General features: G+C 47.5%; 25 protein-coding genes. 11 read left to right on the top strand and 14 right to left on the bottom strand.

All coding sequences use genetic code 11. The features are described from left to right. Positions 1-69: 69 nt before the first annotated feature. The 3 genes from feoB (at position 70) to HAL07_RS00660 (ending at position 3,670) form a co-directional block, all read left to right on the top strand. On the top strand, positions 70-1,935 hold the full coding sequence (gene feoB / locus HAL07_RS00670) for a ferrous iron transport protein B (RefSeq protein WP_053944767.1): 1,866 nt from the start codon (positions 70-72) through the stop codon (positions 1,933-1,935). A gap of 101 nt (positions 1,936-2,036) precedes the next feature. After that, complete coding sequence (locus tag HAL07_RS00665) at positions 2,037-2,531, top strand: ferritin (protein ID WP_053940968.1); 495 nt, start codon at positions 2,037-2,039, stop codon at positions 2,529-2,531. 134 nt (positions 2,532-2,665) lie between these two features. Further along, positions 2,666-3,670, top strand: a complete 1,005-nt coding sequence (locus tag HAL07_RS00660; RefSeq protein WP_013890551.1) for a formamidase — start codon at positions 2,666-2,668, stop codon at positions 3,668-3,670. Here the strand turns inward: HAL07_RS00660 and HAL07_RS00655 are convergent. Beyond that, positions 3,637-4,761 carry an aminotransferase class I/II-fold pyridoxal phosphate-dependent enzyme gene (locus HAL07_RS00655; RefSeq protein WP_053944766.1) on the bottom strand — a complete coding sequence of 375 codons (1,125 nt, stop codon included), beginning with the start codon at positions 4,759-4,761 and terminating at the stop codon, positions 3,637-3,639. The two genes, HAL07_RS00660 and HAL07_RS00655, sit on opposite strands and share 34 nt — an antisense overlap. A gap of 3 nt (positions 4,762-4,764) precedes the next feature. Next, positions 4,765-6,072, bottom strand: a complete 1,308-nt coding sequence (locus HAL07_RS00650; protein WP_156295905.1) for a methyl-accepting chemotaxis protein — start codon at positions 6,070-6,072, stop codon at positions 4,765-4,767. A 150-nt stretch (positions 6,073-6,222) separates the two neighbouring features. On the opposite strand from HAL07_RS00650, the gene fur reads away from it, so the two are divergent. Beyond that, entirely contained in the window at positions 6,223-6,678 is a 456-nt protein-coding gene (fur, locus tag HAL07_RS00645; RefSeq protein ID WP_053944764.1) for a ferric iron uptake transcriptional regulator, read from the top strand. Here fur and pseI read toward each other — a convergent pair. From pseI to flgH, 5 genes are read right to left on the bottom strand one after another with little or no spacing between them, the layout of a single operon-like run. After that, a complete protein-coding gene (pseI, locus tag HAL07_RS00640) occupies positions 6,658-7,668 on the bottom strand; it encodes a pseudaminic acid synthase (RefSeq protein WP_053944763.1) in 1,011 nt (336 codons plus the stop codon). The genes fur and pseI overlap by 21 nt on opposite strands. Further along, on the bottom strand, positions 7,665-8,234 hold the full coding sequence (gene pseH / locus HAL07_RS00635; protein ID WP_053940973.1) for a UDP-4-amino-4,6-dideoxy-N-acetyl-beta-L-altrosamine N-acetyltransferase: 570 nt from the start codon (positions 8,232-8,234) through the stop codon (positions 7,665-7,667). The genes pseI and pseH overlap by 4 nt, the downstream gene beginning before the upstream one ends. Next, entirely contained in the window at positions 8,227-9,150 is a 924-nt protein-coding gene (locus HAL07_RS00630) for a hypothetical protein (protein ID WP_156295904.1), read from the bottom strand. Before HAL07_RS00630 ends, pseH begins: the two co-directional genes overlap by 8 nt. Further along, positions 9,125-9,814 (bottom strand): pseudaminic acid cytidylyltransferase, encoded by a 690-nt coding sequence (pseF, locus tag HAL07_RS00625; protein ID WP_053944761.1) that lies wholly within the window; start codon positions 9,812-9,814, stop codon positions 9,125-9,127. Before pseF ends, HAL07_RS00630 begins: the two co-directional genes overlap by 26 nt. Continuing rightward, positions 9,814-10,521, bottom strand: a complete 708-nt coding sequence (flgH, locus tag HAL07_RS00620; protein ID WP_199767532.1) for a flagellar basal body L-ring protein FlgH — start codon at positions 10,519-10,521, stop codon at positions 9,814-9,816. Before flgH ends, pseF begins: the two co-directional genes overlap by 1 nt. A gap of 94 nt (positions 10,522-10,615) precedes the next feature. Between flgH and HAL07_RS00615 the strand changes: the two genes are divergently transcribed. Continuing rightward, entirely contained in the window at positions 10,616-11,341 is a 726-nt protein-coding gene (locus tag HAL07_RS00615; RefSeq protein ID WP_053940977.1) for an outer membrane protein, read from the top strand. Here HAL07_RS00615 and HAL07_RS00610 read toward each other — a convergent pair. Next, entirely contained in the window at positions 11,338-11,871 is a 534-nt protein-coding gene (locus tag HAL07_RS00610) for a phospholipase D-like domain-containing protein (protein WP_197271568.1), read from the bottom strand. The genes HAL07_RS00615 and HAL07_RS00610 overlap by 4 nt on opposite strands. Positions 11,872-11,970: 99 nt before the next feature. Between HAL07_RS00610 and HAL07_RS00605 the strand changes: the two genes are divergently transcribed. The 5 genes from HAL07_RS00605 to hsrA all read left to right on the top strand — a co-directional run bounded on the left by HAL07_RS00605 (position 11,971) and on the right by hsrA (position 17,135). Further along, positions 11,971-13,809 (top strand): midas domain-containing protein, encoded by a 1,839-nt coding sequence (locus HAL07_RS00605; protein ID WP_053944759.1) that lies wholly within the window; start codon positions 11,971-11,973, stop codon positions 13,807-13,809. Further along, the gene (gmk, locus tag HAL07_RS00600) at positions 13,806-14,429 is read left to right on the top strand and encodes a guanylate kinase (protein ID WP_053944758.1); all 624 of its coding nucleotides are present in this window, start codon (positions 13,806-13,808) and stop codon (positions 14,427-14,429) included. The genes HAL07_RS00605 and gmk overlap by 4 nt, the downstream gene beginning before the upstream one ends. A 9-nt stretch (positions 14,430-14,438) precedes the next feature. After that, complete coding sequence (locus HAL07_RS00595; protein ID WP_053940980.1) at positions 14,439-14,666, top strand: twin-arginine translocase TatA/TatE family subunit; 228 nt, start codon at positions 14,439-14,441, stop codon at positions 14,664-14,666. 2 nt (positions 14,667-14,668) lie between these two features. Further along, positions 14,669-16,285, top strand: a complete 1,617-nt coding sequence (gene argS, locus HAL07_RS00590; RefSeq protein ID WP_053944757.1) for an arginine--tRNA ligase — start codon at positions 14,669-14,671, stop codon at positions 16,283-16,285. Positions 16,286-16,454: 169 nt separating this feature from the next. After that, the gene (gene hsrA / locus HAL07_RS00585) at positions 16,455-17,135 is read left to right on the top strand and encodes a homeostatic response regulator transcription factor HsrA (RefSeq protein ID WP_053940982.1); all 681 of its coding nucleotides are present in this window, start codon (positions 16,455-16,457) and stop codon (positions 17,133-17,135) included. Here hsrA and dapE read toward each other — a convergent pair. After that, on the bottom strand, positions 17,132-18,271 hold the full coding sequence (dapE, locus tag HAL07_RS00580) for a succinyl-diaminopimelate desuccinylase (RefSeq protein ID WP_053944756.1): 1,140 nt from the start codon (positions 18,269-18,271) through the stop codon (positions 17,132-17,134). The genes hsrA and dapE overlap by 4 nt on opposite strands. Beyond that, positions 18,258-20,150 carry a tRNA uridine-5-carboxymethylaminomethyl(34) synthesis enzyme MnmG gene (gene mnmG, locus HAL07_RS00575; protein ID WP_053944755.1) on the bottom strand — a complete coding sequence of 631 codons (1,893 nt, stop codon included), beginning with the start codon at positions 20,148-20,150 and terminating at the stop codon, positions 18,258-18,260. The genes dapE and mnmG overlap by 14 nt, the downstream gene beginning before the upstream one ends. A 70-nt stretch (positions 20,151-20,220) precedes the next feature. Here mnmG and HAL07_RS00570 point away from each other — a divergent pair, with 70 nt between their 5' ends. Continuing rightward, positions 20,221-20,982, top strand: a complete 762-nt coding sequence (locus tag HAL07_RS00570; RefSeq protein WP_053944754.1) for a hypothetical protein — start codon at positions 20,221-20,223, stop codon at positions 20,980-20,982. On the opposite strand, the gene HAL07_RS00565 is transcribed toward HAL07_RS00570, so the two are convergent. From HAL07_RS00565 to HAL07_RS00550, 4 genes are read right to left on the bottom strand one after another with little or no spacing between them, the layout of a single operon-like run. Beyond that, positions 20,972-22,006, bottom strand: a complete 1,035-nt coding sequence (locus HAL07_RS00565) for a hypothetical protein (RefSeq protein ID WP_238374453.1) — start codon at positions 22,004-22,006, stop codon at positions 20,972-20,974. The genes HAL07_RS00570 and HAL07_RS00565 overlap by 11 nt on opposite strands. Then, the gene (locus HAL07_RS00560) at positions 21,946-23,121 is read right to left on the bottom strand and encodes an HD domain-containing protein (RefSeq protein WP_053944753.1); all 1,176 of its coding nucleotides are present in this window, start codon (positions 23,119-23,121) and stop codon (positions 21,946-21,948) included. Before HAL07_RS00560 ends, HAL07_RS00565 begins: the two co-directional genes overlap by 61 nt. Beyond that, positions 23,118-23,720: a TerD family protein gene (locus HAL07_RS00555; RefSeq protein WP_053940987.1), complete on the bottom strand. Its 603-nt coding sequence runs from the start codon at positions 23,718-23,720 to the stop codon at positions 23,118-23,120. The genes HAL07_RS00560 and HAL07_RS00555 overlap by 4 nt, the downstream gene beginning before the upstream one ends. An 8-nt stretch (positions 23,721-23,728) precedes the next feature. Then, complete coding sequence (locus HAL07_RS00550) at positions 23,729-24,307, bottom strand: TerD family protein (protein WP_053940988.1); 579 nt, start codon at positions 24,305-24,307, stop codon at positions 23,729-23,731. Between the last annotated feature and the right edge of the window lie 5 nt (positions 24,308-24,312).

The raw sequence follows: 24,312 nt of genomic DNA, 5'->3' as shown, positions 1-24,312 counted from the left end.
CAAACCTCTGATTTTAGCAAAACTTTAGATATAATTTAGGTTTCATTTTCATAGTCATTAAGGCAATCCATGCAAGAAATCATTGTCGCCCTAGTAGGCCAGCCAAATGTGGGAAAAAGCTCGCTCATCAACGCTTTAAGTGGGGCGCATTTAAAGGTGGGTAATTTTGCGGGCGTGACGGTGGAAAAAACCCAAGTGCAAACCACCTACAAAGGCACGCAAATCACCATCATAGACCTGCCCGGCATCTACGCCCTCAATGGCTTCACCTTAGAGGAAAAACTCACAAGAGAGTTTTTAGACACCGAGCATTACGATTTAATTTTAAATGTCCTTGATTGCACGAATTTAGAGCGTAACCTCGCCCTAAGCACGCAAATTTTAAAGCTGCCCCATAAAACTTTGCTCGCCTTAAATATGTTTGATGAAGCCCAAAAGGAGGGGTTAGAAATCGACACAAAAGCCCTAGCGCACAAACTAGGCGCGCCCTGTATCCCTACTTCTGCCTACAAGCGCACCAACATTGATGCTCTTTTAGATGCCATCATCGCTCTACACGCCGCCCCACCCCCGCCCAAAAGCCTAGACAACTTAAGCTTGAAGCCCACACAAACAGACTTACAAGCTTGCAAGCAACTTGCTGAGGAGGTGGTGAAAGCGCGCAAGCCCTTAAGCGCAAGCCCCCTCGATCGTTTGTTTTTACACGAATACTATGGCCTGCCTATTTTCTTAGGGTTCATGTTTCTTGTCTTTGCCCTAAGCTTTGTTGTGGGGGGGTTAGGACAGGATTTAGTGGATGCTTTCTTTGCTTTTTTAAGCCAAAGTTTAAAAGAGCACATCGCTAACCCACAAATCGCCTCCATGTTTAGCGATGGCGTGGTGGCGGGGGTGGGAGCAGTGCTCTCTTTCTTGCCCTTGATCATGGTCTTGTATTTAGGCATCGGGCTTTTAGAGGGCACGGGGTATATGAGCCGTGTGGCGTTTTTGCTCGATGGGATTTTGCATAAATTTGGCTTGCATGGCAAGAGTTTTATCCCCCTTGTTACGGGCTTTGGCTGTTCAGTGCCCGCTTACATGGCAACCCGCACTTTGCAAAACCAACACGAAAAACTGATCACTTTATTTGTCATCGGCTTTATGAGTTGCAGCGCAAGGTTGCCCATTTATGTCCTCTTTGTCGGCTCGTTCTTCCCTCAAAAATACGCAAGTTTTGTACTCTTTGCGATTTATATTTTAGGGGCGGTGGTGGCGCTGCTCATGGCAAAATTCTTGAACTTGAGCGTCTTTAGGGGCAAGCAAGAGCCCTTTGTGATGGAGATGCCAAAGTATCGCATGCCAAGCCTAAAGGTGCTTTATTTTGGCATTTACACCAAAAGCCTATCTTACATTAAAAAAGCAGGCACTTATATTTTGGGCGGTTCGCTCTTAATTTGGTTTGCCTCGCAATACCCCAAGCCCGATATAGCCCCTTATGAAGTCACAAAGGCCGACATCCAAACAAGCCGCTTAAGCCCTCTACAAAAAGAGCAAGCGTTGCAAGAAAAGCAGGATAAAGAGAGTTTGGAGTATAGCTTTGTGGGGCGCATTGGGCGGGGCATCGATGGGGTGTTTAAACCGATGGGTTTTGATTGGCGTTTAAGCGTGTCTTTAGTCGCGGGTTTTATGGCTAAGGAAGTGGTGGTTTCGACTTTGGCAGTGCTTTATGCGGGGGAGAAAGAGCCAAAACTTGCCCTAAAAACAAGTGTTAGTCTGCCCTCAGCCATCGCTTTTATTGTCTTTGTCATGTTTTATATCCCTTGTTTTGCGGCCACCATCACCTTTGGCAAAGAAGCCGGAGGCTTCAAATTCGTGGTGTATCTCTTTGTTTTCACCACAGCAGTGGCGTATGTGTTCTCTTTAATCGCCTACGGGCTGACCCGACTTATAGTTTCTTAAAATATTAGATATTTTGAGAATTTAGAGTGAAAAAGCTTGACTTTATATTCTCATTTAGGATATAATAATGATACAAACTAAGAATAAGAAAAGGAGTTTTTATGTTGCCTTCAGAAACCGCAAAATTACTCAACGGACAAGTCATGGACGAGTTTTACTCAGCCAACCTTTACATGAGCATGAGCTCTTGGTGCTACACGCATGGCTTTGATGGGGCGGGCTTGTTTTTGTTCGATCATGCCAGCGATGAATACGCGCACGCCACGAAAATCATCACCTATTTAAATGAAAATGAAGTGGGCGTGCATTTAAAAGAAGTTAAAGCCCCCAAACACGAGTTTAAAGACCTGTTTGAGATCTTTGGGGATGCTTACAAGCATGAGCAACACATCACCCACTCCATCAACAGCCTAGTCGATCACATGCTCGCCCACAAAGACTACGCCACTTTTAACTTTTTGCAATGGTATGTCGCCGAGCAACACGAAGAAGAGGTTTTGTTTAAAAACATCTTAGACAAGGTTAAACTCATGGGAGAAAGCGGGCATGGCTTATACCTAGCCGATCAATACATCCGCAACATCGCCAAGAAGTAACACTTTATAGGGGGCTAGGGAGCTTACGCTCCCTTATCGTTGTCTCTGCATTTACCCAGCGTTAAAAATCCAGTCCTACCATTTGCTCCGTGTTGCAAAACACAATAAAATAACAACAGCAGAAGGAGCATTTCATGGGAAGCATCGGAAGTATGGGTAAGCCCATTGAAGGGTTTTTAGTCGCTGCAATCCAGTTTCCTGTCCCCGTTGTCAATAGCCGCAAAGACATTGACCACAACATTGAGAGCATCATTAGAACTTTGCACGCTACAAAAGCGGGCTATCCGGGCGTGGAGCTCATCATTTTCCCCGAATACAGCACACAAGGGCTAAACACCGCTAAGTGGCTGAGTGAGGAGTTTTTGCTAGATGTTCCGGGCAAAGAAACCGAGATGTATGCCAAGGCGTGTAAAGAAGCCAAAGTTTATGGGGTGTTTTCCATCATGGAGCGCAATCCTGATGCCAACAAAAACCCCTACAACACCGCCATCATCATCAATCCACAGGGTGAGATTATCTTAAAATACCGCAAACTTTTCCCATGGAATCCCATTGAGCCTTGGTATCCCGGGGATTTGGGCATGCCTGTGTGCGATGGCCCCGGAGGCTCAAAACTTGCCGTGTGTATCTGCCACGATGGCATGATCCCCGAGCTTGCCCGTGAAGCTGCCTATAAGGGGTGCAATGTTTATATCCGCATCTCAGGTTATAGTACGCAAGTCAATGACCAATGGATTTTAACCAACCGCTCCAACGCGTGGCATAACCTCATGTACACTGTGAGCGTGAATTTGGCCGGCTATGACAATGTCTTTTACTACTTTGGTGAAGGGCAAATCTGTAACTTCGATGGCACCACTCTTGTGCAAGGGCATCGCAACCCATGGGAAATCGTTACTGGCGAGATTTATCCCAAAATGGCAGACAATGCCCGCCTAAGCTGGGGCTTGGAAAACAACATTTACAACCTCGGCCACCGCGGTTATGTGGCTAAACCGGGAGGCGAATCCGATGCAGGCTTGACCTACATTAAAGACCTCGCCGCTGGCAAATACAAATTGCCTTGGGAAGATCACATGAAAATCAAAGATGGCTCTATTTATGGCTACCCCACCACAGGTGGCCGCTTCGGCAAATAGAGCTCCTGCAGGCACCCGCACAGGCTTTTTAAAAGCCCTAGGGTGTTTGTGGCTTGGACATTTAAGCCCACACGCAACAGAGGTTGTTGCACCGTGGGGGGGCGAATCGCCCCGCAAATAAACCCCTCTTTTAGCAGTTTCTCTTGGGTTTCTAACAGGTGCGCAATGCCAACAAAGGGCAGAGTTAAAATATTGCTCTTGGTGTGCCAGCCAAAGCTAGCCACACAACCACGCATTTGCTCTAGTAGCGCTACAAAGGGGCTTGGGTCTTGATAGACTTCCTCAATATTCACTAGGCTTAAAGCGGTGTCGAGCACAGATAGACTTGTGGTGTAAATGATGCTCTTAGCGCGGTTGCATAAAAAATCAACGATCTCGCCACTGCCTCCAATGAACGCCCCATAACTCCCATAGGCTTTAGAAAAAGTGCCTAGAATGATCGTTTTTTCTGTGGGCTTTAGGTTGTGATGCTCTAAAACCCCCTTTAAATGTGTTCCGATGGTGCCTAAGCTGTGGGCTTCGTCTAAAATCAAATAAGCGTTGTGCTCCTTAGCGCATTTAAAAATCTCTAAAGGCGCGATGTGGCCATCCATAGAATACACCCCCTCAATGGCGATTAAAACCCGTCCTTTGGGTTTATACTTTTCTAATTTGGCTTGTAGGTCTTTAGAGTCGTTGTGTTTAAAGAAAATCGTATTTGGGGATTTTTTAGCGATGAACTGTCCGCTGGCGTGGTAGTGCGCATCCATCAAGAGTAAATCACTAGGGCGCACCAAAGCCCCGATCAAAGCCACATTGCCTAAAAAGCCACTCCCCACCAACACGCACGCCTCAAAGCCCAAGAGCCGGCATAAATAACTCTCTAACTCGTGGTGCAAGGGGTGGTAGCCATTCACCAACATAGACGCTTTAGGGGCGTGGGTGTTAAAACCTTGCAAGAGTTCAAAGGCTTTTTGCAATAAATCCTTGCGGCCGCCCAAGCCCAAATAGTCGTTAGAGGCAAAGTCGGCTAAGTTGGGGGGATAAAGACGGCGCTCCCGATGTAGATGCGCCTTTCTTAGTGCCCTGAGTGCAAAAGAATAGTCGGGCAATTACTAGTGTCGTTCTAAGATATGGGCGATCTCTTTCTTTAGTTCCTCTTGTTTTTCTTCAAACATTTTATCAATAGTATCTTGGACATTTTTAGAAGCCTGTTCAACCGCACTGATGGATTTTTCAACGGTCTCTGAAGCTACGCCGACGCGGTCCTTGAGCATGTCAACCAAGTGGTTAGCGTCATCGTGTAAGCTGTTGTGGAAGGGCTCTAGAGAGCGGTAGCTGGGTGTGTTGCTAAAGTGTGTCTTGCCATCGCCTTCGTAATACCACTTGCCTAAGCGGCAATTGTGTCCATCCACGATTTTAAAGTTGTTGGGGATGTCAAAGACCACGCCGTATAAATTCGCCTTATAGACGACATGGTCGGTTTTAGCCAGCCCGCAAAAGACAAGGTTATTGAGGTTATCAATCGAGTATTGCGCAGCATCTGCGGTATTGAGGTTATTTTGGGCGATGCTTTTTATGTCGTCCACATCGTTTTTAATCACTTCGGCAGTGGCGTTGGTATCGTGGGTGTTGCTTTGGATGTCGCTGGCTTCTTGTTGCATGGATTTAACCACCACGGCGATCTCTTTGGTCGCCTTTTGGGTCTTTTCAGCCAGTTTACGCACCTCATCAGCCACCACCGCAAAACCTCGCCCGTGCTCGCCCGCCCTAGCCGCTTCAATGGCCGCATTGAGGGCCAATAGGTTGGTTTGTTCGGCGATGTCATCGATGAGCGAAATCACTTGGGTGATCTCGCTGCTGCGCTGGTTGAGCGAGTCGGCTAGAGAGGTGGCGTTTTGCATTTTTTCATAAAGACTATTGATGTTGTCGCTGGCCTTCGTGAGTTTGTCGATCATCTTTTGAGAATGATCGCTCCCATCTGTCGCTGCTTTAGTGAGATCGTCTGTACCTTTGTAAATGTCCTGCATAGTCCCTTGCAAACTCTCTAGCCCCTCATGCATGCTTGTGTAGTAGAGATTAAAAATGTGATTCTTGCCACACTCTGTGAATAAGTCCATAGTTTCTGTAATGGAGTGGTAAAGCGTGTCGTCAATGCGCTTACTCTTGGTTTTATACAAGCGGTTATTCAAACTAAAATCTTGGTTGGGGGTGCTAAGATCGCTGGTTTTGCTGTCAATCCCGGCCAAATCCACGACATCCCCGTTTTTAAACACAATCTTATGATCTTTCACCCCAATAAAGCCCATATGACTGCATAAATCCACGAGCTGCTGGTAAAAATCCAATTTCTTTTCCAAAGTGCGGACTTCCGCCTCTTTATGCTCAAGTTGTCTCTTGAGTTCTTTACTGCCAAAAAACATGCCACACCCTTTCAACAAAGAATGCTCGATTATACCTTAAATTTTAATTTTGTGTGCCTATGCCGACAAACTATATTCACTCCAATTGGTGTATAATGACCGTTTTAACTCTAACTCTCTTTAAGGGGGTGATTTGGATAAGGAGTTGGCATGAACCGACTAGAAACTTTAGAATCCATTTTAGAGCGGTTGCGCTTGGCGATTCGCAAAAATGGGCTGAAAAACTCTAAGCAACGTGAGGAGGTGGTGAGTGTGCTGTATAAGAGCAGGACGCATTTAAGCCCGGAGGAGATCACGCAAAGCATCCGCTTAAACGACAAAAGCACGAGCATTTCTTCAGTTTATCGCATTTTAAATTTCTTGGAGAAGGAAAACTTTATTTACACCCTAGAAACAAACAAAAACGGCAGGCGTTATGAGATCGCTGCCAAAGAACACCACGACCATATCATTTGCCTGCACTGCGGGGAGATCATCGAGTTTGTCGATCCTGAAATTGAGGAGAGACAAAACCAAGTGGCGAAGAAATACCAAGCCAAATTAGTCAGCCACGACATGAAATTGTTTGTGGTTTGCCCTAAATGCCTAGCTGAAGGGGTCGAGTAAATCTTGCCAGCTTAAAGGATGCCCCACTTCTAAATCCCGCACTGCTTTTCGTCCTAGCACTTTGTCTAAGTTCTTGGGGGCTAGGCCGGCATTGGGACGCAGGGCTTTGATGTGCTCTCTTGTGAGGGTTTGGCCTTTTTTAAGGGGTTTTATCACAAAGAGCGAGCGGGCAAATTGCGCCCCTTTTAGCTCTTTTGTAGGCGGGGTGGGGCTGCCTAAAGCTTCTTTAGTTTGGCGCACGGCTTGAATCAGCGTGCTAAACTCTTGTGTGTCCAAGCTAAAGGCGCTATCAGGGGTGTTTAAACTTTTATCCAGCATAAAATGCTTTTCGATCACGCTTGCGCCCAAAGTGGTGGCGATGATTGCGCTTAAGTGTCCTAAAGTGTGATCGCTCAAGCCATAAGCGGTTTTGTAAAGCTCTTTAAGTTTGGGCATGGATAGCAAATGTGCGTCTTGCAGTAAGGCGGGATAGGCGCTGGTGCATTTTAAAAGTGTGGTGTCTGTATTGCCCGCTTTGGCGCACACTTCTAGCGCGTCTAAGATGTTTTCGTGCGTGGCGATGCCCGTAGAGAGGATCAAAGGCTTTTTCGTGCTAGCCACTTGGCGCAACAATTCTAAGTCCGTGATTTCAAAGCTGGCAATTTTATAAATGGGGCAATCTAGGCTCTCTAGTAACTCCAAGCCCTTGAGGCTAAAGACCGAGCTAAATAGGCATAAATCTAGGCTTTTGGCTAAAGCAAATAAGGGCTTGTGCCACTCTAAGGGCATGGCGGCTTCCTTATAAAGCGCATACAGGCTTTGCTTATCCCAAAGCGTGCCTTGGATGATAAAAGGGGGTTCATCTAGGGGTAAGGTCAAGCAATCAGGGGTGTAAGTTTGCAGTTTTGCCGCCCCCACGCCTATATTTTTAAGCACAATCAAGGATTTCTCAGCGATCTCTAGCGAGTGGGCGTGGTTGGCGCTCAATTCTGCCACAATTAAAGGGGTCATTTTAAGCCTTTGTCTAGGGGGGAGATTTTAGAAAAGAGCCACACATCGTAATAAGTGTCTTGGCGGCACACAAAGTCGCGTAGAAACCCGCCTTTACGGTAGCTGTGGCGCTCGTAAAAGCCAATGGCGCGGGTGTTGTTAGCCATCACTTCTAAATGCAAGGTGTGTAAGCCAAGCTTAAAAAAGGCGATAAACTCTAGCCCGTCTAAAATCAAGGCCCCGACATGCTCTAAGTCTGGGTTCTTATAAATGCCTAAAAAGGCATGGTTGTGGGCAAAGTCTATGCGCGTGAGCGAGCCAACGCCCAACAACTCTAACCCCCGCTTAAAGAGGTAATAGGCCGCGTTTTGGCTGTGTTGCAACTGCTCTATGAAGTGCAAATGCGCTTCTTTTGAGACACGCTCTGCATACATCCAAGCGGTGGTGGCCGGGTGGTTGCGGAAGGCCAAGATTTGGAGTTTTTCAGCTTTGCTGGTGTGGCAAAAGTGGCAGGCATGCAAGGGAGGGCTTTTGTCAAAATGCTGGCTGGGGATGTCAAAACTTTGGGCCAAGATCGTGTTAAGCATGGTCTAAAATCTTTTGCAAAGCGGGCAAGAGTTGATCCCCAAGTTTTAAATTTTTTTGGGCTTCTTGCATGTGGGTGCGCGTTTTTAAATCAAGCAGGGCCTGCAAGGTGCTTAAAAGATTATCTAGGCGAGCGGGCAACAACGCCCCGGCTTGCGCCAGTGCCTGCACTTGGCAGAGTTGGTTAGAGGCGATGGGTAAGCTCATTAAAGGGGTTTGGCTTAAAATGGCCTCATAGAGCATTTGCCCCCCGCCAAAAAGGGCTATATCGCTTGCAAACAGACGCTGGGCCAGCTCTTGGGGGCTTAACAGCGGTTCAAAGGAAAAATTGGCCGCCTTTGGCAACTGAGGCAAGATAGATTTTGGAGCAATGGTGTGTATGTTAAGGGGGGTGTTTTTTAAAAGCCCTAGGGTGCGCTTTAGTGGGGTTAAAACCAAATCACTGCCCCCCAAGCACAGCAAGATTTCTTGAGGCGCGGGTTTTAGGGATTTTGCAGTGTTAAATCTTGCGCAGCAAAAAGTCGGGTCAATGGGTAAATACGCACTGCCTAAAAAATAATGGGGGTTGGTTTGTAAATCTTTTGGGTAGTGCGTGTGGGCGTTGTGGGCGGGGTTAAAAAAGAAAGCGGCGCTTTGACTAAACCCTTCTCTTTTTTGAAAAAAATCTTCAAAAAGGATCAAGGGGGTTTGGATTTTAGTGAAAAAGTCAGGTCTAGCCAAATAGCTATCCACAACGCACAAATGGGCCCCTAAAATCTTTGCGTTAAGCCACTCAAGGGGCTCATCGGCTAAAGGGTGGGGGGCAAAAAGGCGCACTTGCGTCAAAGGCTTTAAAAGGGCTTTGAGCTTTTGCATGCGCCTTAAATGCCCTAGCCCGCCTTGTGGGTGGGCATCAGCGAAGAGATGAATCGTCTTCATATAAAGCAGTGTATTTTAGAGCAGCAAGTTTTAAATCTTCTGGGCTGTCTATGTCTTGCACGCAATTTTGGGGCAAAATGAGGGGCAAAGAGTGGGGGGCTAAAAGGGCTTCTTTGGCAAGGAAGTGGCGCGCTTGGCCCAAGTAGAAAAGCCCGGCATCGTGATAGAGGGGGGGTAAATCTTGGGAGCGTTTGGCCATGTTGCCTGCAAAAAGCGGGGTTGGGGTGTTGTCTTGGATTGAAAAAGAGCGGTAGGGCGAGGCACTGTAAGGGCTGCAAGCAAAGGCGTATTTTTTAGAGCAAGCCAATAAAGCTTGCCGAGCTTCTTTAATGTACTCAGCCTTTAAAAGCACGCTTGTGGCATAAAGCACGCAAAGGTAAGCTTCAGGCTCTAGCTTGAGGGTTAAAGCGGCATCGCTGGCAACATCTAGCGTTGGACTAAAATCATCGGCTAGATAGGCGGGGCGTTTTAAAACGCTTGCCCCACTTTCTTCGGCAACCTTGGCAATCTTTGGGTGATCCGTGGAAACAAAGACTTGGCTAAAGAGCTGGCTTGTTTGCGCCATTTGCACGACATAGCTTAAAAGAGGCTTACCTAAAAAAGGGGCGATGTTTTTAAGCTCAATGCGCTTAGACCCTCCGCGGGCTAAAATCAAGGCGATCATCAGTAAGGAAAGCTTGAATCCAACACATCTTGACTCAATTTTTTCTTATTGCTGGCGCTCAAAGCCCCTAAATTCGTGTAAGAAATCTTTGCGTCTGCGATGTATTTAGACTGGATGGTGTTGTCGCGCCCGATGTCAAAGGGGCGCACCACACCGCTGATTTTAATGACTTGCTTCTCCCCATCGACCAAGACTTCCCGACTGCCATAAATAAAATAATTGCCATTTTCTAGGACTTTCACAATGCGGGCAGTGAGGGTGAGTTTTAGATCCTCGCTTTTCTTTTGCGAGCCTCCGCCCTTAAAGGTGTTGTTGGTTGCCGACTGGGTGAGGCTGTAATTGGCGTTGTCGTCTAAAAACTGGGCTTGGTTGCGCTTGTTAGGATTTGTGCCGTTGTAGGTGAGGCGGGGGGCTGTAGCTGTGCCGTTAGAGGTGTTGGCGTAGTTTTTGGCGGTGCTGTAATTGGCACTGGAGTTTTCAGACACGATCACCGTGACCAAATCGTTGGGTTTCATCGCCCGTCTATCGGCAAACAGCGGTCTTTCGCCCTGCCCAAACAAGCTGCCCGGCTGGGCGATTTGAGGGATAAACTCCTTGGAGGGCATGTCTTCCACATAATCGGGGGGATCAAATTTCATGCCCGGCTCCACAGCACACAACACCCCGCTAGCTAAAAACACGCCCAAAATTTTTAAACCTTGCCCCATAGACATCCTTTAAAGTTGGCACATTTTAGGCCCAAATTATACTATAATGGCACCTTATTTAAGCCATTAGGCTTTTGTTATTTTAGGAGTTAAGATGAGAAAATGGAAAGCGTGGGTGCTTGGGGGTTTTTGGAGTTTGGGCTTTTTGGGGGCGCAAGGAAGCGATCAATTCAGACAACACAATTCTTGGACAGATGGTCTTTTTGTGGGCGCAAACTACCAAACGGGCACGGTAACGATCTTAACCGCTAATTCTAGCGCAATGAGCACCTACCACCCCGGGCGCAGCGACATGAATGCCGGGGCAAATGGGTTAGGTTTTAATGTGGGCTACACGGGCTATTTTCGCAAGGACCAAATGTTTGGGATGCGTTACTACGCCTTTTTAGATTGGCAGGGCTTTGGTGCGCACTACCCTAAAAGCCCTTATGGTGGGGGGCAGTACTATGGGGGCAATAACTTGCTGACTTATGGCGTGGCCGCCGACTTTTTTTATAACTTTTTTCAGGGGGCGTTTTACCGCAACGACATTTCTTTAGATTTGGGTTTTTATGTGGGTGTGGCCATCGCCGGGACTTCGTGGCTCGTGGGTGTGGATGGGCAAAACGCAATGGGTTTGCCTGCTGACGCGCGCCCCAGCGTGAGCGCGTTTCAGTTTCTCTTCAATGTGGGGCTTCGTGCCCTAGTGGTGGGGCAACACGGCATCGATGTTGGCTTTAAAATCCCCACAATCAACCACATCTATTACAGCGGTGGCGATTACAGCGTTACCTTCCGCCGTACCTTTGCTTTTTACATTGGTTACAATTACCATTTTTAATGGCACGCGCTCCACATCTTTTTGTAATAGCTTTGGGCCTTTTGGATGAGGGCGGGGTCGTTGTCTTTTAGCAACAATTCGTAATTGTTTTCAAAGGCGTTTTTGCTCCAGTTAGCCGAACCTAGAAAGATCGTGTTGTGATCAATGATCGCGAGCTTTTGGTGCATGATGCCCTTGTGCTCCTTGCCTTTTGCGAAATAACTGACTTCCTTGCCGCTGAGTGTACAAGTGGAAATCCCCCTGTATTTGGCTAGATAACCCATTGTGGAGTACTTGCCATGCGCCCCACTTGCATCGTAAATGATGTTGATTTTGACTCCCCGAGCGGCCGCATCTTTAAGGGCCTTGGCGATATCTTTATGCGTGAAACTGTAAATAGAAATGTTGATTTGGCTTTTGGAGGCGTTGATCCCGCTAATGAGGCTTTTTAAAGCCTCGTGTTGCTCGTAGGGGAGCATATATAGAGTGGGAGTAGCTTGCAAGGCAACAGAAAGCAAACATGGGAACAAGAAAGCCTTTAAACAGCGCATGGGGCCTTTCCTTTGTGGTGTTGTTAAAGTAAAATAAAGCAAAACAAGAGAATTTGTATTATAATCCACGGATTAGGTAGTCTAGCTTAAGGAGAGGCCTTGCAAATCCTGTTAGTGAATCAGAACAAAATAGTGGGCAAGCTTTTTGAAAACATCGCCAAAAAGTTAGATTTAGATCTCGTGGCTGCAGAACATGTGGAGGAGATCTTACCCACGCTTGAGGAAAACCCCAATTGTTTCTTTTTTGCCGATGACACGGCCGTGGATAGCGAAGAATACGCGCGTCTCAAACCGCATTTGGAGACCGTCAAATTCAGCGGGCTTTTATTGCGCAAGGGGATTGAGGAATTTGGGGAGTTCACGCACTACATTAAAAAGCCCTTTTTGCCCACCGATGTGCTCCACATTTTGCAAAGGAGCATGGAGCCTATGGAGCCAAAAGGAGCTAAAGTCGAGCCTTTTGCGCTCGAACAGGCCCCTCACACAGAGACCGATATTTTTAAAGACATCGATTCTAGTTTGAGTCAGCTAGAAAATCTTTTAGATGTCGATACTCCCAAGAGCACGCCCCCCCAAGACGAGTCGCAAGAAGGCCTAGAGATCAAAAAGGAGGAGAATCCGGCTGGATTGGCAAAAGAGCTAGAATCTCAAGGATTAGAATCCGGAAACGAGCCGACAGGGTCTGAAGAAGAAACTAAAACAGACTCCACAGAAAGCAAGACAGAGATGGAACAAGCCCCCCAAGAGGGCACACAAGAGGAATCGCAAACCCCCCTGCCTTTAAACTTGGATGACTTGTTGCCCATAGACGAACACGAGCGTGAAACCCACGCCGGCTTAGAACACGAGGAAATGTTAGAGGATTTGGTACAAGAGAGCTCCCCCAAAGCGCAGGATTTAATGGATAGCATGCAAAACATGGAAGATTTTATGCACTCTATCGAGCACGACCCCATGCAAAGTGCGCAAGAATCCACAGAAGCAACGCAAGAGAGCAACCCAACAGAACCCGAAGAGTTAGTAGCAGAGGTTAAACCCCCTCAATCTGAAGAGCAAGTCCTTGAAGCGGAAACAAAACAAGAATCCCAAGCCAAGCCTCAAGTACAGGAAGCAGAGAGCACATCTTCATTAGAAACACAAGCCCACGAAGCTGAGCCTAAGCCAGAGCCTGAAGCCCAGATAGCAGAGACAGAACAAGAAGCCCCAACTAAGCAAGAGTTAGAAGACACAGCAGAGTTTAACCCCCAAGAAGAAATCAAGGGCGCAGAAGCAGAGCTAGAGGGGCTAGATTTGACAGACACGCCAAGCCCAGAAGAGCCAGAAGCAACAGCCCAAACCCAACCAGAGCCAGAGATTGCAGAACCTGAAACTTTAGAGCCAACGCCCGAATCTGCAAAACCCACAAACCCTGAGGGCATCACAGAACCCGAGCCTAAAGACGAAGGCACGGAAGAGGTCACAGAATTAGAACCCGAGCCTAAGCTAGAGGAGACGCAGGATGCCAAAGAGCAGGCCCTTGAAACGGCAACAGAGGCGGCCCAAGAAGAGCCTAAAGCCCCTGAGTCAGAAACTGCGCCCGAGCAAGATTTGGTAGAAACAGCCCCCACAGCAGAGGGCACACAAGAAAATCTTATGGATTTAGAAAAAGACCCCCAAGAGTACGAACACATTGAAGACATCCCTCAACCGGTGATGTCTAGCATAGTGGATGGCTCTTATGAAGCTGAAAGAGCCCCCCAAGTTGCAAAACCTGCACAGCCAGAGCCAACCCCCACACCGTGCCAAGAGCAGATGCCCGCTGAAGAGCCCAAAATAGCGATAGCCCCCGTGCAATTAGATCTTGATTTGCAGGATTTACTCAAAGATTTACCCATTGATCCCAAACTTTTAGAGGGCAAAACCCTGCAAGTGCAAGTGCATTTAGTAGATAAAAAATGAGCGATCACGCTTACCGCATGCTCATTTTGGCCGGCCCTAGCGGCTCGGGCAAGAGCACTTTAATCAGCCATTTACGCACGCATTGCCCCGACATTTACTTTTCCATCTCCACCACCACCCGCCCACGAAGAAAAGGCGAAATTGAGGGGCAGCATTACCACTTTGTCAGCGAAGAGGTGTTTTTAAAAGGCATTGAGAACAAGCAATTTTTAGAGTGGGCTAGGGTGCATGGGCACTACTATGGGACTTCCCTAGACCTTATAAACGCGGCCCTCAAGGCGGGTAAAATGGTCTTGTTTGACATTGATGTACAGGGACATCGCAGCATTAAAGAGGTCTATCAAAAAGCCACTTCTATTTTTATCACCACGAAGAATATCCACATTTTAAAAGAAAGGCTAGAGCAGCGACGAACGGACAGCTACGAGGTCATCGCGCGGCGTTTGCAAACGGCTTTGCAAGAAATCCAGGAAGTCGATTTGTTTGACTATGTGTTGGTCAATGAGGACTTGGAATTGTCTAAAAAAATAGTTTTAGAAGTTGCCCACACTTTGGGCTATAAACAGCAGATGTTCCCTAAAGAGGCGTTTTGCCAAGCATGGGGCGCAAGTCATCAATAAAGGATAAAAATGGGTACTTTTAGTGTTTGGCATTGGTTGATCGTTTTGGCCGTGATTTTGCTCTTGTTTGGGGCAAAGAAAATCCCCGAATTGGCTAAGGGCCTAGGCAGTGGCATTAAAAACTTTAAAAAGGCGATTAAAGAGGACGAGGAAGAGAAAAAGACCCCCGAGAGTGTGGGGATGCAACAGCCCGCACAGCCCACGCACACCACTCCACAGAAGGAACAACAAAGCTAGCCATGCACCGCCGTGTTAAAGATTTATTGGAGCGCATTTTACAAACAGAAGTGGTTTTAGAGCACCCTAAAGAGCGCGCTTTGGGGCATTACGCGAGCGTGGTCGCTTTCCCCTTAGCCAAGGTGTATAAGAAAGCCCCTAAGATCATCGCTGAAGATTTGGCTAAGAGTTTAAGCGCACATCCTGAGTGCCAAGCCATGTTTAGCCAAATCGCGGCGCTCAATGGGTACATTAACTTCACACTTAAGCAGGAATTTTTAAACGATCTTTGCGATGAGGCTTTGTCTTTGGGGGAGGGTTTTGGCCAACAGACAGGCAAAGAGGAGAGTTTTTATGTGGAGTTTGTGAGTGCAAATCCCACTGGGCCTTTACACATAGGGCATGCTAGGGGGGCGGTTTTTGGGGACAGCTTTTGTCGTTTGGCCCGCTTTTTGGGCTATCGAGTGCATAGCGAGTATTATATCAATGATTTGGGCGCGCAGATTAAAAAGCTAGGGCTGTCTGTGTTTTTAAGGTTGAAACAAAACTTGGGTTTTGAGGTGGAATATCCGCAGGAGTGCCACAAAGGGGAGTACATCCAAGAATTAGCCCAGGCCGCTCAAGAGCATTTTAAGATAGAGAGTCTAGAGGGTGCGGATGAAAAGGTGTTAATCGCGCGATTTGGCGATTTTTCTAAGGATTTAATGCTGGCGGAGATTCAAGACACTTTGGCAGATATGGGGCTTAAAATGGATGCCTATGTCAGTGAAAAGGTGGTGTTTGCTAAGAGTGATGAGGTTTTTAAACGCTTAGAGACCAGTGGCGGTGTGTATGAAAATGAGGGCAAGTTGTGGCTTAAATCTAGCGCGTTTGGCGATGAGAAAGACCGCGTGGTGCGTAAAGCCGATGGCGACTTCACCTATTTAGCCCCAGACATTGTTTATCACGATTACAAATTCCGACAAGATTACAGCCATTACATCAATATTTTTGGAGCCGATCACCACGGCTATGTCCCTCGCATTAAAGCGTCCTTGAAATTTTTGGGCTATGAGGCTTCAAAATTAGAAGTTTTATTGGTCCAAATGGTCGCTTTAATCAAAGAGGGGCAACCTTATAAAATGAGTAAGCGGGCGGGCAATTATGTTTTAGTGAAAGATGTCTTGCAAGACATGGGCAAGGATGCCCTGCGTTTCATCTTTTTATCTAAGAAGCTAGACACGCATTTAGATTTTGATGTGGCTAGCTTGCAAAAGCAAGACAGCACCAACCCCATTTTTTATATTCACTACGCCAATGCCCGCATCCATACCATGCTTGAAAAGTTTGTCAGTAAGGGGGGGAGTTTAGAAAAAGTGCGCCAAAGCCCTTTGCTAGACCTACCTCCTGCCGGGCAGAATTTACTTTTCAGCGCCTTGAATTTGCCTAAGGTTTTACAGGGGGCGTTTAGCGATAGAGAATTGCAAAAGATATGCGACTATCTCAAAGCCCTAGCGGCAGATTTGCACAGCTTTTACAACGCGCATAGAATTTTAGACACACCGCAAGAATTGCCCTATTTGAAGCTGTGCCAAATGGTGAGTCTGAGTTTGACGATCGGCCTGAACATCTTGGGGATTGAGGCAAAAAAGAAGATGTAAAGAGCGCGGGCGGGGAAAGGAGGGGGAGGTTACCCCGCCCGCTACCCGGCTGGAGAACCAGCCAAAGAGGATTATACCTAAAAAACTTATATCTTTCTCTTAAACTTTACAAGAGCTTAAAAACTTATGTTATAATCCTTTAAGTTTAAGTTTAGAGTGAAGGATTACGATGCGTATCTTGTTAGTGGAAAACGATGGGGATTTGAGTAAAGAGGTCAGCACTTTTCTCAATGAAAAGGGTTTTCAGGTTGATGTTGCCGAAAATCTAGAGGACGGGGAATATTACATCAGCATCCGCAACTACGATTTGGTGTTGATTAGTTTAGAGCTTAGTGATGGCAATGGTTTAAGCTTGGTGCCCTATGCTAAGGCTAAACACCCCTCCATCGTCAGCATCATTTTAGCCGAGCAAGATTCTTGTGAGCAAGAGATCAGGGCGTTTAAAGAGGGCGTGGATGACTTCATCGCCAAGCCCTTTGATATGGGGGTTTTAGTGGCGAGGATTGAAGCCCGTTTGCGCTTTTGGGGGTCTAGCATCATTGAGATTGAAGATTTAATCATCAACCCCGATGAGGAGAAAATCGTCTATAAGGGCAAGGAAATCGAGGTTAAGGGCAAGCCCTTTGAAGTGCTCACCCATCTTGCCCGCCATAGAGATCAAATCGTGTCTAAAGAGCAACTTTTAGATGCAATTTGGGAGGAACCCGAATTGGTAACACCCAATGTGATTGAAGTGGCGATCAACCAAATCCGTCAAAAAATGGATAAACCTTTGGGCATCTCCACCGTTGAAACCGTGCGCCGCAGGGGCTATCGCTTTTGCTACCCCAAAGGGAGCACAGAAAACTAAGCCTTTGAGCCGTTTTTTTGGCTGATGAGTTGCAACAGCCTTAATAAGACTTGGGTCAGATTCTCAAGTTGTTTGATTTCTAAACATTCATCGATGGAGTGTATGCGCTCACCCGTGAGCCCAAACTCCACCACCTCTACACCAAAGGCATGCAAAAAGCGAGCATCGCTCGTCCCTCCGTTTGTGTTGAGGGTGGGCGTGATCTGCAAGACTTCTGTAATGGCTTGCTCCAAACACGCCACCAACAAGGAATCCTTAGAGGAGAGAAAGGGCGCGGAGTTTTGCTTTAAATGCAGGTTGTGGGGAACTTTGGCCAACACAACTTCTAAAAAGTTTTCAAGGCTTTTTAAGGTGGTGATTGGAGAGTTGCGGACATTAAAAATAATGTCTAAAGTCTTGGGGGTGACGTTTTCGGCACTCGAGTGGCTTTGTATCGAAGTGATGATGAGGCGGGAGGGCTCAAAGTCGGTGTCCCCATCGTCTAAAAACGCCCCGGCAATCAAATTCAACTTGTCGGCGATGACTTGGATGGGGTTTAAACAGGTCCTGGGGTAGGCGACATGCCCGGGAACCCCGTGTATGGTGAGTCTTCCGGCGATAGAGCCACGCCTCCCGATTTTCACGCTATCGCCTAATTCCCGCACACAAGTGGGCTCGGCCACAAGGGCAAAATGGGGCAATAAATTTTTTTCTTGTAAGACCTTTAGCGCGTGCTTTGTGCCAAACTTGGCCGGCCCTTCTTCATCGCTGGTGAGCAAAATAGACAAGATTAAGGGGGTGTTGGGCGCAACATGGGCGCAAAACTCCTTAAGAGCGCAGATGAAGGCCGCAATCCCGCCCTTCATGTCCTGCGCGCCCCGCCCGTATAAAAATCTGTCCAAGATTTTTCCGCTAAAAGGCGCAATGCTCCAACCCTCCCCCACAGGCACAACATCGACGTGCCCTGCAAAACAAAAATGCAATGGGTTTGCGCCGCCAAAATCCTTATACAAAAAGAGATTTTTTACCCCCTCTTTGTCGGCACGCAATGCCACAAAGTCGGGTAAAAGGGAACGTATGTAATCGTAAATCCCCTCTTCTCTGGGGGTGATGGTTTCGTAAGTTATGAGTTTTTGGGCGACATCAACAGGGTTCATGGGGCAACTTTTTAGAAGTTTTTTGGTGTAGGTGTAAATAAAGTTGCAGGACTTCTAAATTGGCCGGAGTGATCCCGCTGATTTGGGAAGCCTCGAATAAACTTTTGGGGCGGAATTTTTCTAACTTTTCACACGCCTCTAAGCCTAAACCTGTAATCGCGTTGTAGTTGAAATCTAGCGGGATGGGGGTGTTTAACATTTGTGCCATTTTGGCAATGGACGCGTTTTGCTTGGCGATGTAGTCGTGGTATTTGCACTCAATTTTAACCTGCTCCAAAATCAAAGGCCCAAGCTCTGCCAAAAAGCCTAAAAACTCGGGTAAAATCGCAGGTTCAAACCCCTCCCGCCCCATTAAAAACACCCCATCGCATTTGTCGTTAATGGGGGTTTGGTTTGCGTCCTTTAGGCTTTTTAAGACCTCTTTTGTAGGCGTGATGGCAGTTTGTTTTAAACGCTCTAATGCCCCTCTGATTTGCTCTTTTTGGGCGCAAAGCTCTTCATATTCTGTGACACCCATCAGTCCCAAAGCGTGGGCGTGTTGCCCTAGCCTCAAGCGGGCGTTGTCCTCTCTAAGCAAAAGGCGGTACTCTGCCCGTGAAGTGAACATCCTATAAGGCTCTTGCGTGCCCTTGCTCACCAAATCATCTATCATCACCCCAATGTACGCTTCATCGCGGCGCAACACCAGCTCAGGCTTATTTTGTAAGCTTAAACACGCATTAACGCCCGCCATAAGCCCCTGTGCTGCCGCCTCTTCATAGCCCGTGGTGCCGTTGATTTGCCCCGCCAAGTAAAGATTAGCCACCCGCCTCGTTTCTAAGGTGTGTTTAAGCTGCGTGGGGGGGATGAAGTCGTATTCAATGGCATAGCCATAGCGCGTGATTTGGGCGTGCTCTAACCCCTTAATGGAGTGGATCACCTGCTCTTGCACCTCAAAGGGCAGAGAAGTGCTTAAACCATTGACATAATATTCGCTACAACTGCGGGTTTGTGGCTCTAAGAAAAGCTGGTGGCGCTCCTTCTCGCAAAAGCGATAGATTTTATCCTCAATGCTGGGGCAATAGCGCGGACCCACACTCTCTATTTGGCCGCTAAACATGGGGGCTAAATGGAAGTTTTGGCGGATAAGCGTGTGGGTGTTCTCGTTCGTGTAAGTGATGAAGCAGGGCAGCTGTGTGGGGTTAAAGTTTGTTGTGTGCGCGCTAAAGCTTGGGGGGGGAAAGTCGCCCCCGTGTGCCTCTAGCTGGCTAAAGTCGATGCTCGCCCCTGAGAGTCTAGGGCAAGTGCCGGTTTTAAGCCGCCCCATCTCAAAGCCCAAATCCGCCAAATTTAAAGATAGAGCCACCGATGCACTCTCGCCAAAGCGCCCATTTTGGCTTTGGTGCGTGCCAATATGCACCAAGCCCTGTAAAAAAGTCCCTGTGGTTAAGATGACTTTTTGGGCGCGATACTCTTTGCCAAGCGCGCTTTTTACGCCCACCACAGCTCCCCCCTCAACCAAAAGCCCTTCAACCATCTCTTGCGACACGCTCAAATTCGGGGTGTTTAGCACCAAATTACGGGCGTTGATGCGATAAGCATCCATGTCAATTTGCGCTCTAGTCCCCCGCACAGCTGGACCTTTAGACGCATTGAGGGTGCGAAATTGCAATCCGCTCATGTCGGTTAAAAGGCCCATCACGCCCCCCAACGCATCCACTTCTTTGACTAAGTGCCCCTTGCCTAGCCCACCTATAGCGGGGTTACAGCTGGCTAGCCCGATATTCTCAATCAATAAAGTGAGCAAATGCACCCTAGCACCCATTTTAGCAGAGACAACGGCCGCCTCAATGCCGGCGTGCCCGCCACCCACGACAACTATATCAAAACGATTCAACATGCCCTTATTCTATTGTGAAACCTTTTAACACTGACTTAACCCAAAAGGGCTTTATGCTAGAATTAAAGCCATGTTAAACCCCATTAGCGCGCTCCAACAACTCGGCTTGCTCCAAGACCTCCTAAAAGACCATCCACAAGCGCAAAACTTCAATGGCGCGTTGCCCTTGCTCTTAAAGGTTTTGGAGAAAAAGGGGGCAGATCATTACCTATTGCAACTAGGTAACCAAGTCTTAGAGAGCAAGAGTCAAAAGAATTTAATCTTAGGACAGAGTTATTGGGCTTTGGTGCATAAAAGCTCTGTAGGCGCGACCATGCTCTCTAATCTTGTGCCCCAACCGGCTATATTCGCGCAGCTCAAAGACGCGCCGCTTAAATTAGACCTACAAGAATTGCATAGACTCTTAAACCAAGAGAGCAAAGAAGTTTTTAAGGATTACCACGAGCAGCTTATCCAACACTTCACCCACGCCACAAGCCGCCAAGATTTTCTATTCTTTGGCAATCTCTTGCTCTCTTTACAACACCAAGTAGCAAGTTTTGTTGTCAAAGATGGGCATAAAGAAGCCCTCGTGCAGTTTAAGGCGGGGGTTAAAAAAGAGCGGTTAGAGTTTTACGCCCTTTACCCGCATTTAGGGCCTTTGCAGGGGTTGCTTTACAAACAAGAGGGGGTTTGTCTGTCTTTGGGCGTGGCGTATGAAAGCGTGGCAACCCTCTTAAAAGGGCAAACCGACACGCTCAAGGGCTTTAGCCAAATAGAGATTTACACCACTAAAAATCTACCCGAACCGCTTTTTAGCTTTGAAGAAAATTTACTAGACACTAGGGGTTAGGGAAGCCATAGGGGTTTAGCGGGGTGCTGGCTTTAAGAGGGGTGCTTTTGGCTAAGATGCCCGCTTGCATCGCCATAGTTTCGTTTAAAAAGGCTAAATGGCGGGTGAGCTCTAAGAGCAAGCGCAACTCCAAACTTTGCGCCTTTTGGTTATAGGTAGCGTAAGCTAAGGCCCTAGTGTTGGGGTCTTTAGCCTCTTTTAAATCTGTGGCTAAATTTGCGTTTAGGGCATTGATTTGCTTTTCTAAAGTGCTGCTGGCAAATCTAGTTTGCAACTCTTCTAGGCGTTTTTCTAGGGCGTGTGTGGGGGGTTTTGGAGCGTTTTCTTTAAAATCTGCAAGCTCTTGAAAATCCTTAGCTTGCAATTCTTGATAATGCGTGAAATCTCCCCTAAGCAGCGCATCTTGCATGTCCTTTAGCCGTTCTGTGTGTTGCTCTTTAGCCACGCTTGCTTGCACCTGTTCGCACAAGAGAACACTCAAGGGTCTAGGGGCTAGGGGCGGATTATGGGTCTTGAGCTTGCTTAAAATCTCTTGAGCGGTGTCATTGGGGGTTGTGATTGTGGCGGTGTCAAAGTCTAGCCACGGACAGGCGTGCCTTAGGCGTGCTATTTGGGCTGTTTGGGCTTGTTTGTAGGCGTTTAATCGCTCTTGCAACTCCAACTCTTGCGCCTTAGCTTGTTTGAGCTCTTGCTTTAAATAGGCACGCATCGGCTCAAGAGGGGCGATGTGGGCTTGTTCTAAAGCGTGGCTTTGCTCTAAGGTATGGCGCATGCTCTCTAGGGTGGCAGCTTGGGCTTTTGCCCTTTCTATGAGTTGTGTAAAAAGGTGTAAATGCTCTTGCATTTTAGCAATCATCGTGCTTTCATTGGCATTGGAAGTGGCAAGCCTTGCGTTGGCTTGCACATCCAAAGTGATGACGGCCGCAGCTTGTAAAAAACTAAAAAACCCAAAGAATAAAAACTTCAGGCAAACACCCCAAATAATGCGCCCAAATGCACCCCTTGTATGCAAACATTTTGGCATTTTTCGCGGATATTTTCCGCCCCATTGCTTAAAACATCGCTTGTAATGCCGTGCGCTATGGAGATTTTGGCTTCTAAAAAGGCGCTCAATTGGTCGCAAAACTTCAACAACCGCCCACAAACCCCATGGTAAATATCGTGGTTATAACTCTGCCAAAGCAAGGTTGGGTCTTTAAACTCTAGGGTTTCTTGAGTCTTAGGGTCAATGCAGCGATCATCAAACTCTTTTTCTGTGAAATAGCGCAACTCTTGTTCAAACTCTAGGTTCACATAGCGAAAAATGTGCTCTTGCATGGCTGTGGCTTCGAGGACCTTTAAGTATTCATCTAGCCCCGGCACGCCGTGTTTAATGGGTGAAATGATGTCTCTTGTCAGCACTTCGGGCAGGTCGTGGAAAAGTCCACCCAAGAAGTGGTTTAGGCGCATTTGCCGGCAGGCTTTTAAATCAAAGCTGAGTAAAAACGCACAGAAAGCGACAAAGAGCGCATGCCCTAGCACGCTTGTGGGCGGCACTCTTGGGGTTTGACTCCAGCGTTTTTGGAAGCGCAGTTGCCCAAACATAGAGGTGAGCAATTCCAAATGCGCCACTTTCTCTAAAAGTGAGGCATGTCCTTTTAATGAAGTGTCTAAATGCGCCTTAATCTCTTGAACTCCATAGCCCTCTGGGTAAAAGCGGTGGATAAAACCAAACTCCCACGCCGACACATAGTCGTGGGCGGCTTTGAGTAGGTGGCTCTCTAAGTCTTTGGGGGGGTTACAAAAGTAATCTTGCATAGACAAGAATAAATCATAGCCCGCCACTTCAGGCTCGAGCACGCCCCACACATAGTCGGCTAGGGCGGTGCGGTGCTTTTCTAAGAGTTTGTAATAAATGGGGGGTTTGATGTCTGTCAGCACCACGCGGCTTAAAAACTCAAAACAAAAGTAATTGAGGAGTCTATCCCAGTCAATGTGTTTCTTTTGGTTTTTAGCCAGCAAGACCACCACCATCGCCTTGTGGGCTTGTTTATCTAATTCGCTAAACTCAATGGGACAGGCTTGATCGTTCCAGCGGCGGATAGAGGCGGCGACAAAGAGTCGCTCTAAAAGTGCCCTGCTTAAGCGGGGTTTTGTCATAAATACTTTGGCACAGACTTGAGTAAAAGGTCTTCAAGCTTAGAGTCTGCCGTGGGCTCACCAATCGCGCTGAACTTCCACTCTCCATTGTGTTTATAGAGTTTGCCTAAAATCATGGCCTCTTTGCCTGCAAAAGTGCTGTCGTTTGCTGCATTGTAGGTGGCAAAAACGGATTTTACTTGGCTGGGCGTGCCCTCATAAAGGCGGATACTCGCAAAGGGGATTTGGTCAAACTTAATGTGCGTGTAAGAATTGAGCATAAACACTAATTGCGTGATCTCAGGTTGCAAGCTATCTAGCGCAATGCTGATGACTTCATTGTCTAAGCCATCATCCCCGCCAACATCGCCTGTGCGGTCATCCCCGCTGTGCTTAATTCCGCTTGCGGCCTGCTTACCAAAATACACACAATCCACTAATTTTTGCTCGGCAAACAGCCCCACGCTCAAATCCAAATCCACCGCTTCCGCTTTGCTCTTGCCAAACCAGCCTTTTTTGCTGATCGCACCCCAATTTGCCCCCACACAAAAGGCACTTAGCTTTTCTCCGCTCTCTTTTTGAAGGGAGATTTTTTGGCCTTTAACTAAACTAACCGCCATTTTATCCCCTAGACATTCACGCCAAATTGCTTACAAAAGCCCGCTAAACCCTCTTTAAAGCCCGTGCCCACAGCGGCAAATTTCCAATCATCCCCATCCCTGTAAAGCCGCCCAAACATCAGCGCCGTTTCTATGGAAAAATCCTCCTCTAGATCGTAGCGCAAGATTTCTTGGTTGTCGCTCTCATCCACGATTCGCACAAAGGCGTGGCGCACCATGCCAAAGTTTTGTTTGCGGGTGTCGGCCTCGTGGATCGTTACGACAATGTGGATTTCTTGCACCCCGCTATCCACTTGCTTTAAAGCCACTTTAATTTGTTCGTCATCGCCCTCGCCCGCTCCCGTGCGGTTGTCGCCCGTATGCACAACCGCTCCATCTTTGCTTTTAGGGTTGTTGTAAAAGACAAAATTGGCATCATCGCTCACCTTGCCACTGCTGTCTGTCAAAAACACCGAAGCGTCTAGGTCAAAATCCGCTCCTGTGTCCGTGCTATTCACATCCCAGCCCAGCCCCACAACGATTTTAGACAAACCGGGCTTTTCTTTACTAAGAGACACCCGCCCACCTTTGACTAAACTCACAGACATGAAAA

Source organism: Helicobacter ailurogastricus (assembly GCF_001282945.1).
GTDB lineage: Bacteria > Campylobacterota > Campylobacteria > Campylobacterales > Helicobacteraceae > Helicobacter > Helicobacter ailurogastricus.
The sequence above is the reverse complement of the archived record's forward strand: the minus strand, read 5'-3'. Positions and strand labels throughout refer to the sequence as shown.

Excerpts from the sequence above, each read along its gene's own strand:
- feoB (WP_053944767.1), top strand. The coding sequence starts at position 70 with ATGCAAGAAATCATTGTCGCCCTAGTAGGCCAGCCAAATGTGGGAAAA.
- HAL07_RS00665 (WP_053940968.1), top strand. The coding sequence starts at position 2,037 with ATGTTGCCTTCAGAAACCGCAAAATTACTCAACGGACAAGTCATGGAC.
- HAL07_RS00660 (WP_013890551.1), top strand. The coding sequence starts at position 2,666 with ATGGGAAGCATCGGAAGTATGGGTAAGCCCATTGAAGGGTTTTTAGTC.
- HAL07_RS00650 (WP_156295905.1), bottom strand. The coding sequence starts at position 6,072 with ATGTTTTTTGGCAGTAAAGAACTCAAGAGACAACTTGAGCATAAAGAG.
- fur (WP_053944764.1), top strand. The coding sequence starts at position 6,223 with ATGAACCGACTAGAAACTTTAGAATCCATTTTAGAGCGGTTGCGCTTG.
- pseI (WP_053944763.1), bottom strand. The coding sequence starts at position 7,668 with ATGACCCCTTTAATTGTGGCAGAATTGAGCGCCAACCACGCCCACTCG.
- pseH (WP_053940973.1), bottom strand. The coding sequence starts at position 8,234 with ATGCTTAACACGATCTTGGCCCAAAGTTTTGACATCCCCAGCCAGCAT.
- HAL07_RS00630 (WP_156295904.1), bottom strand. The coding sequence starts at position 9,150 with ATGAAGACGATTCATCTCTTCGCTGATGCCCACCCACAAGGCGGGCTA.
- pseF (WP_053944761.1), bottom strand. The coding sequence starts at position 9,814 with ATGATCGCCTTGATTTTAGCCCGCGGAGGGTCTAAGCGCATTGAGCTT.
- flgH (WP_199767532.1), bottom strand. The coding sequence starts at position 10,521 with ATGGGGCAAGGTTTAAAAATTTTGGGCGTGTTTTTAGCTAGCGGGGTG.
- HAL07_RS00615 (WP_053940977.1), top strand. The coding sequence starts at position 10,616 with ATGAGAAAATGGAAAGCGTGGGTGCTTGGGGGTTTTTGGAGTTTGGGC.
- HAL07_RS00610 (WP_197271568.1), bottom strand. The coding sequence starts at position 11,871 with ATGCGCTGTTTAAAGGCTTTCTTGTTCCCATGTTTGCTTTCTGTTGCC.
- gmk (WP_053944758.1), top strand. The coding sequence starts at position 13,806 with ATGAGCGATCACGCTTACCGCATGCTCATTTTGGCCGGCCCTAGCGGC.
- HAL07_RS00595 (WP_053940980.1), top strand. The coding sequence starts at position 14,439 with ATGGGTACTTTTAGTGTTTGGCATTGGTTGATCGTTTTGGCCGTGATT.
- argS (WP_053944757.1), top strand. The coding sequence starts at position 14,669 with ATGCACCGCCGTGTTAAAGATTTATTGGAGCGCATTTTACAAACAGAA.
- hsrA (WP_053940982.1), top strand. The coding sequence starts at position 16,455 with ATGCGTATCTTGTTAGTGGAAAACGATGGGGATTTGAGTAAAGAGGTC.
- dapE (WP_053944756.1), bottom strand. The coding sequence starts at position 18,271 with ATGAACCCTGTTGATGTCGCCCAAAAACTCATAACTTACGAAACCATC.
- mnmG (WP_053944755.1), bottom strand. The coding sequence starts at position 20,150 with ATGTTGAATCGTTTTGATATAGTTGTCGTGGGTGGCGGGCACGCCGGC.
- HAL07_RS00570 (WP_053944754.1), top strand. The coding sequence starts at position 20,221 with ATGTTAAACCCCATTAGCGCGCTCCAACAACTCGGCTTGCTCCAAGAC.
- HAL07_RS00565 (WP_238374453.1), bottom strand. The coding sequence starts at position 22,006 with ATGCCAAAATGTTTGCATACAAGGGGTGCATTTGGGCGCATTATTTGG.
- HAL07_RS00560 (WP_053944753.1), bottom strand. The coding sequence starts at position 23,121 with ATGACAAAACCCCGCTTAAGCAGGGCACTTTTAGAGCGACTCTTTGTC.
- HAL07_RS00555 (WP_053940987.1), bottom strand. The coding sequence starts at position 23,720 with ATGGCGGTTAGTTTAGTTAAAGGCCAAAAAATCTCCCTTCAAAAAGAG.
- HAL07_RS00550 (WP_053940988.1), bottom strand. The coding sequence starts at position 24,307 with ATGTCTGTGAGTTTAGTCAAAGGTGGGCGGGTGTCTCTTAGTAAAGAA.